7 protein-coding genes and 2 pseudogenes are annotated in these 8,386 nt (G+C 73.0%); 3 read left to right on the forward strand and 6 right to left on the reverse strand.

The annotated features are described in order from the left end of the window. From ACWJ6R_RS24695 to ACWJ6R_RS24705, 3 genes and pseudogenes are all read right to left on the reverse strand, one after another. Positions 1–495 (reverse strand): annotated as a pseudogene (locus ACWJ6R_RS24695) (EAL domain-containing protein); the annotation flags it as partial. 289 nt (positions 496–784) lie between these two features. Further along, a complete protein-coding gene (locus ACWJ6R_RS24700; RefSeq protein ID WP_449064521.1) occupies positions 785–991 on the reverse strand; it encodes an anthrone oxygenase family protein in 207 nt (68 codons plus the stop codon). Further along, entirely contained in the window at positions 952–1,269 is a 318-nt protein-coding gene (locus tag ACWJ6R_RS24705) for a hypothetical protein (RefSeq protein WP_449064522.1), read from the reverse strand. Before ACWJ6R_RS24705 ends, ACWJ6R_RS24700 begins: the two co-directional genes overlap by 40 nt. A 130-nt stretch (positions 1,270–1,399) precedes the next feature. On the opposite strand from ACWJ6R_RS24705, the pseudogene ACWJ6R_RS24710 reads away from it, so the two are divergent. The 3 genes and pseudogenes from ACWJ6R_RS24710 (at position 1,400) to ACWJ6R_RS24720 (ending at position 5,169) form a co-directional block, all read left to right on the forward strand. After that, positions 1,400–2,384: pseudogene (locus ACWJ6R_RS24710) on the forward strand (AraC family transcriptional regulator). 166 nt (positions 2,385–2,550) lie between these two features. Beyond that, a complete protein-coding gene (locus tag ACWJ6R_RS24715; protein ID WP_449064523.1) occupies positions 2,551–4,275 on the forward strand; it encodes an ATP-binding protein in 1,725 nt (574 codons plus the stop codon). A gap of 51 nt (positions 4,276–4,326) precedes the next feature. Beyond that, positions 4,327–5,169: a siderophore-interacting protein gene (locus tag ACWJ6R_RS24720; RefSeq protein WP_449064524.1), complete on the forward strand. Its 843-nt coding sequence runs from the start codon at positions 4,327–4,329 to the stop codon at positions 5,167–5,169. A 211-nt stretch (positions 5,170–5,380) separates the two neighbouring features. Here the strand turns inward: ACWJ6R_RS24720 and hisG are convergent, their stop codons facing one another. The 3 genes from hisG to ACWJ6R_RS24735 form a co-directional block, all read right to left on the reverse strand. Continuing rightward, a complete protein-coding gene (gene hisG, locus ACWJ6R_RS24725; RefSeq protein ID WP_449064525.1) occupies positions 5,381–6,226 on the reverse strand; it encodes an ATP phosphoribosyltransferase in 846 nt (281 codons plus the stop codon). Between the two features lie 62 nt (positions 6,227–6,288). Beyond that, positions 6,289–6,552 carry a phosphoribosyl-ATP diphosphatase gene (locus ACWJ6R_RS24730; RefSeq protein WP_012892448.1) on the reverse strand — a complete coding sequence of 88 codons (264 nt, stop codon included), beginning with the start codon at positions 6,550–6,552 and terminating at the stop codon, positions 6,289–6,291. 115 nt (positions 6,553–6,667) lie between these two features. Then, positions 6,668–8,386 (reverse strand): glycoside hydrolase family 2 protein (locus ACWJ6R_RS24735; RefSeq protein WP_449064526.1); only part of this gene is annotated, 1,719 nt, incomplete at its 5' end.

Genomic DNA, 8,386 nt, shown 5'->3' on the forward strand with positions numbered 1-8,386 from the left:
CCCGGCCAGCGCCGTCCGGCGGGGGTCGCGCCCCACCCGCGCCATCAGCCCGGCCGAGAGCACCACCAGGTACGGCGAGGCGTCGGCCAGCAGGTCCGGCGGGACGTGCGCGGTGCCCAGGTCCCCCACCGCGATCAGGTAGCCGACGGCCCGCAGTCCCTCCAACCCCGCGAGCAGGGCCCGGCGGTCCTCCTCGGCGAAGCCGCCCCGGAGCACGAGGATGATCTCGCGGGGCCGGCGCCCGGAGATCCGCAGGGCCTCGTGGAGCGGCGCCAGGGCGGCCGATCCGCTGATCACCGCCCGTGCGGGCAGAGAGAGGACCAGGGGGAGCAGCGCCCCGCTCCGCGACACCTCCAGGACGGTCCTGGCCAGGACCACGACGTCTCCGTGGCCCGAACCGCCCTCCCCCAGGTCACCGGCGGCTGCCTGGAGCGCGATGACGCCCCCGGTGTCGAGGTCGGCGATCGGCGCGACGCCCGGGACGGTCCCCGGCACGGGCCCCGGCACGGGCCCCGGAACCGTTCCCGGGAAGGAGGCGGCCGGTGCGGTGAACGACGCGGCCGGTGCGCCCGCGGGCGCGCGGCGGCCGGCGGCAGGAAGTGCGTGTTGGTCGGCACGTATCGAGGATGACCCCGCCCTGACCGCAACATGAGCAACCCGCGGTGATGTTCACCGACATTTCGCCATTCGTTGAACGGCCGGTACGGAACGAGGCCCTCGGGGATCACGATCCTCGGCGACTCCAGCGAGGAGATCGCCCCCTGCCGGATCCCTCCGGGCGCTCCTAGACGGCCAGCGCCCAGGACAACAGGGCCAGCGCCACCGTGCAGGCCAGCGCGCGGACCACGTTCCAGCGTACCCACACCGTCTCGAACCGCTCGCGCACCGCCCCGAGGTCGGGGATCCGGCCGGGCTCCCCCGCCGTGTCGAGCGCGTCGTTGAGCGGTATGTTCATCGTGAACGTGACCGCCAGCGCCACGCCGTACGCCACGAACGCCGCCGCGATCCACGGCAGTTCGGGCGCCCCAGGTGGAGCAGGCCCGCCACGGCGGTCAGCAGCGCGGCTCCGACGAAGGCGGCGGCGAACCAGCCGTTGAGGATCGCCACGTTGATCCGCTGCATCGCCTCCACGAACGTCCGGTCGCCCGACCTGCCCAGTCCCGGCATGACCGCCACCGCGAAGGCGTAGAACAGGCCCGCCATCAGCCCCATCGACACGGTGGACCCGATCAGGACCGCGACCCGCAACACCTGTGTGCTCTCCGTCATGCCTCCAGTCAACCGCCGCCCGGCGCCGGAGACCATGCGCGATGATCTCCGCTCCATGCGCGCACGTCTACAATCGGCGGCGTCGAGGACCCCGGCCAGGAGGCCGGGGTCTCCACTCTGGAGGCGATCGGTGAGCGCGTTCGCGGACCTGCTGGACGGGCCGAGGGCCCGGGGGGGCGTTCCTCCTCCGCAGCGTCCTGGAGCCGCCCTGGTCGCTGCGGATCGAGGACCGGGCGCCGCTCACCCTGGTCGCCGCGGTCCGCGGCGAGGCGTGGATCGTGCCCGGCGACGCCGAACCGGTACGGCTCCGCGCCGGGGACGTCGCGGTGGTGCGCGGCCCCGATCCCTATACCGTCGCCGACGACCCGGCCACCCCGCCCCAGGCCGTCGTCCGTTCCGGAGGCTGCGCCACGACGCTGGAGGGCGAGGACCTGTGCGACGCGCTGGACCTGGGCGTGCGCACCTGGGGCGGCACGGCGGACGGCTCCACGACGCTGCTCACCGGGACGTACCGGATGCGCAGCGAGGTGGACCGGCGGCTGCTGGCGGCGCTGCCCCGGCTGCTCGTCCTGCCCGGGGACTCCTGGGACTCCCCGCTCGTCGCCCTGCTCCACGAGGAGATCGCCAGGGACGCGCCCGGCCAGGAGGCCGTGCTGGACCGCCTGCTGGACCTGCTGCTCGTCGCCGTCCTGCGCGCCTGGTTCTCCCGCCCGGAGGCCGAGGCCCCCGGCTGGTACCGGGCGCACGGCGACCCCGTCGTGGGCCCGGCGCTGCGCCTGCTGCACGAGCACCCGGCCCACCCCTGGACGGTGGCCGGGCTGGCCGCCAGGACGGGCGCCTCCCGTGCGGCGCTGGCCCGCCGCTTCACCGAGCTGGTGGGTGAGCCGCCCATGACGTACCTCACGAACCGACGGCTGGCCCTCGCCGCCGACCTGCTGCGCGATCCCGGCGCGACGGTCGAGGCGGTGGCCGCACAAGTCGGCTACGGCAGCCCCTTCGCGCTCAGCGCCGCCTTCAAGCGCGCGTACGGCGTGAGCCCCCGCGACCACCGTCTCGGGGCCGGAGCGCAGCTCTTCCCCGGCTCGGCCTCCGAAGACCGGCCTCGTCTCCACTGATGACCCGGTTCAGGCACCCCCACGGGCAGCGGCCCATCCCGCCCGAGAACACCATGCCGCCCGGACAGGACGCCACCGCTGCCGAACCTTTGGGAAGTGCTTGGTTTCCCTCCGGTTTTGACTTACCGTGGCATGCCACGCCCTATCAAAACATCGGAGAAACGCCGTGGAAGTGCCGGACGTCGAGGCCGCGCTCGATGCGATCCTCTCAGGCCGGCGGCCGGGCGATCTCGAATCACCTCGTCTGGACTTCAAGCGGCAGGGGCGCTCCCGAGAGGACACCGCCAAGGACCTCGCCCAGGCGGCGGCGTGCTTCGCGAACAGCTCGGGCGGCGTCCTCGTGGTGGGCGTCCGGGACAGTCTCCCCGGCCCCGAAGCCTTCGAAGGATGCGATCTCGACGAGGACGGGGTCGCGCTCCGCGTCTACCAGCTGACGGTGCCGCCCCTGAGCGTGGTGGCGGAGGTCCGTCATGTCCTGGGCAAGCGACTGCTGGTCATCACGGTTCCCCGTACGCCAGAGGTCCATCAGGTGGATGGACGGGCGACCTGGCGCGTGGGCGACCAGTGCCTGCCACTCGCAGGCCATCAGATAGCCGCTCTCGTCGAAGAGCGGAGAGGAATCGACTGGTCCGCCGCGCCGACCGGACGGCCCATCGGTGACGCCTCGCCCATCGCGCTCGAAGTGGCCCGGGAACTGCTCAACGAGCATCCGGATCCCGCTCGTCAGGGCTACGCCCGGATGACCGACGCCGACCTTGTCCGGCTTCTCGGCCTGGTCTCCCCGGAAGGCACCCTGAACAGGGCCGGTGACCTCCTGATGTGCTCCCAGGGCACGGAGGGCGGCGAACTTCTGCACTACCAGTTCCGGAGATCCTCCACCGGCGACCTCCTGGCCTCGGAGTGGTATCGGCAACCTATGCTCCGCGCGCTGACCGGTCTTCTGGACGCCATCGGAATCCGGACCGACCGCACCTCTATCGACGTACGCCACGGAGTCCAGATCCAGGTCCCCGACCTGCCGCTGAGAGCCGTACGCGAGGCGGTCGTCAACGCCGCGATCCACCGCGACTACCGGCTCCCCGGACGCATCCAGATCGAGCAGTCCCCCACCCGCCTCGTCGTGACCTCTCCCGGCCGTCTCGTTCCCGGCATCACCCTGGAGAACATCCTGACCATGGGGTCGCGCCCGAGGAACGGACGGCTCTGCGGTGCGATCCGCGCCCTCGGCCTCGCGGAGGAGGCGGGCGTGGGAGTCGACCGGATGTACGGCGACATGCTCCGTGTCGGCCATCACCCCCCTCTGTTCGAAGAGGGCGCCGACTACGTGAGGGTCACGCTGCGCGGAGGCGCGCCCAACGCCGCGGTGGCCCGCTACGTCGCCACCCTCCCCGCCGACGTGGGCAAGGAAGCCGACACCCTGCTCGTCCTCTTCACTCTCCTGAGCCGCAAGACGATCACCGCAGCGGACATGGCCCCGCTCCTCCAGCGGAACATCGCCGAGACCGAGGACGTCCTGCGGTCGTTGTCGGGCCCGCCTGCCGACATGCTGGAGACCACCCGCGCCAGTGCGCGCCTGACCCATCCCGCCTACCGTCTCCGAGAGGACGCCGTCGCAGCCCTCGGCTCCGCGGTCACCTACCGGCGCAGAAAACCGGACGACACCGACCGGAAGATCATCGATCTCGTCCGGGAGGTCGGCTATGTCAACGCCCGCCTGGTCACGATGACCGTCGGCCTGCACGGCGCCCAGGCCTCCCGGTTCCTGTCCGATCTGGTCAGCCGCGGTTTGCTGACCCGCACCTCCCAGGCCTCCCGAGGCCCCGGCGTCCGATACGGCCCCGGCCCTCGATTCCCCGAGAAGAGCACCCGGAAACAGACCGGTCCCGCATGAACGTATGCTAGTACTTAGGCATACCTAAGTTGATCACATCGGGAGCGGCTCATGGCAGAAGGCAGGCCCGTGCGCAGGGCGCGGCGCGGCGAGGTGGTGCGCACCGAGCGGCTCACCCCGCACATGATCCGGGTGGTGCTCGGCGGCGAGGGCCTGCGCGGCCTGCCCGTGGGCGAGTTCACCGACCACTACGTGAAGCTGCTGTTCGCTCCCCCCGGGGTGACGTACCCGCAGCCGTTCGACCTGGAGGCGATCCGCCGCGACCTGCCCCGCGAGCAGCAGCCCACCACCCGGACCTACACGGTCCGGGCCTGGGACGCCGAGGCGGGCGAGCTCACCCTCGACTTCGTGCACCATGGCGACAGCGGCCTGGCCGGCCCGTGGGCGGCCCGGGTGCAGCCGGGTGAGGAGATCTGGTTCCTCGGCCCCGGCGGGGCCTACGCGCCCTCCGCCGAGGCGGACTGGCACCTGCTGGCCGGCGACGAGAGCGCGCTGCCGGCCATCGCGGCCTCCCTGGAGCGGCTGCCCGCCGGGGCCCCGGCCCACGTCCTCGTCGAGGTGGCCGGTCCGGAGGAGGAGCAGCCGCTCGACTCCCCCGGTGACGTGAAGCTCGTCTGGCTGCACCGGGGCGCGGCGCCGATCGGCGAGCGCCTGGTCGCGGCCGTCCGCGAGCTGGACTTCCCCGAGGGCGCCCTGCACGCCTTCGTCCACGGCGAGGCCTCCTTCGTCAAGGAGCTCCGCCGCCACCTGCGCGCCGAGCGCGGCGTCCCGCTCTCGGCGCTGTCCATCTCCGGCTACTGGCGGATCGGCCGCGACGAGGACGGCTGGCAGTCCTCCAAGCGCGAGTGGAACCAGCGGATCGAGGAGGAAGAGGCCGCCGCCCTCTCCTCCTGACCCCGTGGCGCCCCGACCGGCCGACCGGCGCGGCCTGGGCACCGGGAACCGGCTCCGGAGTAGTGGGGCGCGGGTTCCCGGACTCCGGCGCCGGAAGGACATCCCGGGAGCCCGGAGTGCCCGCCTGCCGGCGGCCACCAGGAGTCCGCCGGATGGTCCGCTCCCGTGCCCGATCAGGGTCTCCGCGGCGGAGGGCGCCGCAGGCGAGAGGTCACAGGCGGCAGGCGTAGATGGCGGTGACCAGGATGGCCTTCGCGCCGAGCTCCCAGAGCTGGTCCATCACCTGCTGGTGGCCCTTGCGCGGCACCATCGCGCGCACCGCGACCCAGCCCTCCCGGTGCAGCGGGGAGACCGTGGGCCCCTCCATGCCGGGGGTGAGCGCGATGGCCTCCTCGATCCGCTCGGCGCGGATGTCGTAGTCCATCATCACGTAGTCGCGGGCCACCAGCACGCCCTGCAGCCGGCGCACCAGCTGGTCGAGCCCCTGGCTCTCCACCGCGTCCGGGCGCTGGATCAGCACGGCCTCGGAGCGGGCGATCGGCTCGCCGAACACCTCCAGCCCGATGTTGCGCAGCGTGGTGCCGGTCTCCACGACGTCGGCGACGGCGTCGGCCACGCCCAGCCGGATGGCGGTCTCCACCGCGCCGTCCAGCTTGATCACTCTCGCCTCGACGCCCTGCTCGGCGAGGTAGCCCTCCAGCAACCCGGCGTACGCGGTGGCGATCCGCCGGCCCTTCAGGTCGGCGACGGAGGCGAACTCGCCCGGGTTGGCCGCGAAGCGGAAGGTGGAGCGGCCGAAGCCGAGCGGCAGGATCTCCTCCACCCGCGCGCCCGAGTCGTGGAGCATGTCGCGGCCGGTGATCCCGGCGTCCAGGGTGCCCTCGCCGACGTAGACGGCGATGTCCTTGGGGCGCAGGAAGAACAGCTCGCAGGAGTTGTCGGGGTCGATGACCACGAGTTCCTTGCTGTCCTTGCGGACGCGGTATCCGGCCTCTTTGAGGATCGTCTGGGCACCCTCGGCGAGGGCGCCCTTGTTGGGTACGGCGAGACGGAGCATGGCGGGAGGATTCCTTCTTCTCGGGCGGGGAGGGTCTTCGCACGGGAGCCGGGCACGCCGGCTCAGAGATGCTTGTAGACCTCGTCCAGCCCGATCCCCTTGGCGATCATGAGGACCTGCACGTGGTAGAGGAGCTGGGAGATCTCCTCCGCGGCCCGCTCGTTCGACTCGTGCTCGGCCGCCATCCAGCTCTCGGCGGCCTCCTCCACGACCTTCTTGCCGATGGCATGGACTCCGGCGTCCAGCGCGGCCACCGTCCCCGACCCCTCGGGCCGGGTGCGCGCCTTGTCGGACAGCTCGGCGTACAGCTCTTCGAAGGTCTTCATCGTCTCTCTCGGCGTCGTCCGGATATGCGCACCCAGCCTAACGGCCCGCCCGGCGTGACCGCGCGCCCGCCCACCCACCGGACCCGCCCGCCTCGAGGAGGCGGGCGGGTCCCGCTCACGCCGGCCGGGCCTCGTTCACGCAGCGCAGCACCGAGAAGGCGAGCAGCGCCGCCGAGTCGAGCTCCCGCTCCGTGGCGACGTGGAAGATCGCGCTCTCGCCCGGCAGCAGCGTCACCAGCAGGTCGTCGACCCAGGCGTCCGGGTCCAGCCGGTCCGGGAAGAGGGCCAGCTCGCGCACGAGCGTGCGCGCGGTCACCGTCACCCGGTAACCGCCCTCGACGGGCTCGGCGTAGGCGTCGTAGGCCGCCTCGGGGAAGGCCACCGCGGTGTCCTCCGCGAAGAAGCGCAGCGTGCGCACCTCGCCCAGCCGTACGGCCAGCAGCTCGGCCGCCGGGTCGCCGGGCACCGCGACCGCCTCCGGCAGCGGCACCCGGACCACCGAGCGCGGCGCCGCCTCGACGCGGGCGACCTCCTTGGCCAGCGGCTCGCCGTCCAGGCCGTGCCGGACCAGCGACAGCTCGCCGCGCCACGGCTCGGGGGCGTCGTTGACCACCGCGACCTCCCCGTCCTGGACGGTCAGCAGCCGGTCGGCGTAGGCGCGGCGCAGCGCGTACCAGAGCGGTTTGCGGCGGCCGTCGCCGTCGACCGCGGCCCAGGAGGTGACCGGCCAGCAGTCGTTGAGCTGCCAGACGACCGTGCCCATGCAGTACGGCGCCAGCGCCCGGAACCGCTCGATGCCGAAGGCCATCGCGCGGGCCTGGTTGAGCTGGGTCAGGTAGTGCCAGTCGTCGAAGGACTCCGGCCGCGGCAGGTGGTCGCCCAGCCCGGCCAGGAGCTTGGCGTTGCCGTCGATCGCCTTCTGGTGGTGCAGCACCAGGGGGGCGTCGGCGGCCAGCTCACCGCTGATCGCGCGACGCAGGGTGGCGTACGCCGACGGGCCCTGGAAGCCGAACTCGGCCACGAACCGGGGCGTGTAGGCGCCGTAGCGGGTGTAGTCCTCGCGGTTCCACACGTCCCAGATGTGGATCGTGCCGCGCGCCGGGTCGTTGGGCGGCAGGTCCGGCGCGCCGGAGTACGGGCTGCCCGGCCAGTAGGGGCGGGTCGGGTCGAGCTCGGCGACGACCTTCGGCAGCAGGTCGTGGTAGAAGCCCGCGCCCCAGCTGCGCCCGGCCAGCTCCTCCTGCCAGCCCCAGTCGGCGTGGCCCTCCAGGTTCTCGTTGTTGCCGCACCACAGCACCAGGCTCGGGTGGCCGGCCAGCCGGGTGACGTTCTGGCGCGCCTCGGCCTCCACCTCCGAGCGGAACGGCTCCTCCTCCGGGTAGGCCGCGCACGCGAACGGGAAGTCCTGCCAGACCAGCAGGCCCATCTCGTCGGCCAGGCGGTAGAAGTCACCGCTCTCGTACAGGCCGCCGCCCCAGACCCGCAGCAGGTTGACGCCGGCCTCGGCCGCCTGGGCGAACCGGGCGGCCAGCCGGTCGGGGGTGACCCGGACCGGGAAGCAGTCGTCGGGGATCCAGTTGACGCCGCGGACGAACACCGGCACGCCGTTGACGACCAGGGTGAAGGCCCCGCCGTCGCGCTCCAGCTCGACCGTGCGGAAGCCGATCCGCCCGCGCCAGCGCTGCTCGTCCAGGGAGACGGTCAGCTCGTGCAGCGGCTGCGCGCCGTACCCGCGCGGCCACCAGCGCTCCGGCTCCGGCACGGTCAGCTCCAGCACGGCCTCGCGCTCGCCCGGCGCCAGCTCCGCGTGCGCGCGGACGCCCGCGACGGCGGC

Source organism: Planomonospora algeriensis (assembly GCF_977012225.1).

Bases quoted from the DNA above. Each gene is read 5' to 3' on its own strand.
- ACWJ6R_RS24705 (WP_449064522.1), bottom strand. From the start codon at position 1,269: ATGACGGAGAGCACACAGGTGTTGCGGGTCGCGGTCCTGATCGGGTCC.
- ACWJ6R_RS24720 (WP_449064524.1), top strand. From the start codon at position 4,327: ATGGCAGAAGGCAGGCCCGTGCGCAGGGCGCGGCGCGGCGAGGTGGTG.
- hisG (WP_449064525.1), bottom strand. From the start codon at position 6,226: ATGCTCCGTCTCGCCGTACCCAACAAGGGCGCCCTCGCCGAGGGTGCC.
- ACWJ6R_RS24730 (WP_012892448.1), bottom strand. From the start codon at position 6,552: ATGAAGACCTTCGAAGAGCTGTACGCCGAGCTGTCCGACAAGGCGCGC.